Source organism: Flavobacterium sp., assembly GCF_041911335.1.
Classification (GTDB): Bacteria; Bacteroidota; Bacteroidia; order Flavobacteriales; family Flavobacteriaceae; genus Flavobacterium.
This window is the reverse complement of the sequence record NZ_JAYRPD010000007.1, coordinates 1-1,638: the sequence shown is the minus strand read 5'-3', so window position 1 is coordinate 1,638 and position 1,638 is coordinate 1. Positions and strand designations below refer to the sequence as shown.

2 protein-coding genes are annotated in these 1,638 nt (G+C 32.2%); both read left to right on the top strand.

All coding sequences use genetic code 11. The features are described from left to right. Window positions 1-45 precede the first annotated feature (45 nt). Complete coding sequence (locus tag ACE3PD_RS00830) at window positions 46-429, top strand: hypothetical protein (protein WP_374398612.1); 384 nt, start codon at window positions 46-48, stop codon at window positions 427-429. Window positions 430-664: 235 nt separating this feature from the next. Continuing rightward, the coding region (locus ACE3PD_RS00825) for a hypothetical protein (RefSeq protein ID WP_374398610.1) at window positions 665-1,638 on the top strand (974 nt) is incomplete at its 3' end.

The following is a 1,638-nucleotide window of genomic DNA, read 5'->3' as shown; positions in this document are numbered from 1 at the left end:
TGGTCTTTTTAATTACCTTTGAACGCTACTCTAAATCATCAAATTATGAGAAGAATATTAACACAAACGAAGAATATAATTTTAGTTTTTCTGTTACTGTCATACGGAAATGTATTTGCTCAGACAAAAACAAAATATGAAACCGCTGTTATCAGTACAGGACACGCTTCTTTATCTGCCGAGATTATAAAAAATGGGAGTGCTTTGGAAGTTTGGGTAAAAAATAACCACCCTACCAAAACTTACAAAGTAAATTTTACAGCAAATATAAGATTAGGTGGAACAAAAGGAGAAATTGACAAAATACATCGACCAAAAAGAGAAAAAGTATTACCCAATGTTTTGAGTAAAGAAGAAATTAAAGCCATTTTAAAATACCCAAAGAATTTACAGGTGAATATACCATTCCAACAGCATTTTATACTGTAAACAAATTGGAATCTAATGGAGTAATTTCGTATTGGGATCATGACAAAAATTATCCTATGCAGAAAGTGATATCCAATGGAGAAATAAGACAGCAGCTTGAGTTTCTGAGAGGGTGTGTAGATAACATGCGAAATGACAAACCCTATAGTGGATTTGATGCGTATTGCAATCAAAATGGATTTAAAATAGCAGAAGCTATCGAAATTAAGTAAACAATTAACTTAATAATAAATAAATGAAAACAATTAAAATTTTATTCCTGTTTGTAGGGATGTTAGTTAGTAGTTCAGTAAGTGCTCAAGATTTTTGTTCCAAGTTCTTTGATAACAATCTTGATGTGGCATTAACAGCTGAAAATAATCCAGATAACACTCAGTTTAGGTTTAAAAATTTGAGTAATAGACAAGTTTCATTTATATACATGGGAACTGCTGTATCTATTGGAAGCAACTCCATTTCTCAATGGTTTTCTGGAAGCTATCCGTCATCAAGTAACTTGGATTGTAATTCTGTAAAAATTGATGGATATCCAATAACGAACTACGAGTATATCTACAGTGTTTATTATTTAAAATATAATCAATACCCCACCTTAAATTATGATAACTGTTCTTCAATAATTACCCAACGAAAACAAATTATCGCAGAGATTCAACGATTAAAACAAACAGTTCCAGCTTGGTTTGCTTCCAAGTACGGTGGTTTAAATTTTATGATAGAGCAAAGTCAAATGACTATTGATCAATGTACCAGTCATTTGTCCAAATCAAGTAACGATGAAAACCAAAATTCAAATCAAACTAATCTAAAGAATACAGCTACTCAAAACTACAACAATTACGACAACAATACGGCTTCTCCTCAACAAACGCAAACTACTAATTCCAATAATGGAGTTACAATGGCTGATGTTCAGAAAATATTAGACGAAAACAACAGGCAATTCGAGCAACGACTTGGTATAAAAAGCTATGCCAATGATGCAGAAATGGTAAACGATATAGCAAAAGGGGTAGGAGAAATTGTTGACTTATTCAGAGCCAACCGTGAACTTGACAGAAAAGAAGAAGAACAGAAAAGAGCAGCAGAAGAAAGTAGAAAATTAGAAGAGGCGGCTGCACAACAAAAAGTTGATAACAGAAAAATAATAATAAACAAATTCCAGCCAAAAGACATACCTGTTTCTTCAAAAGAGAAAGCCTCTAAAAT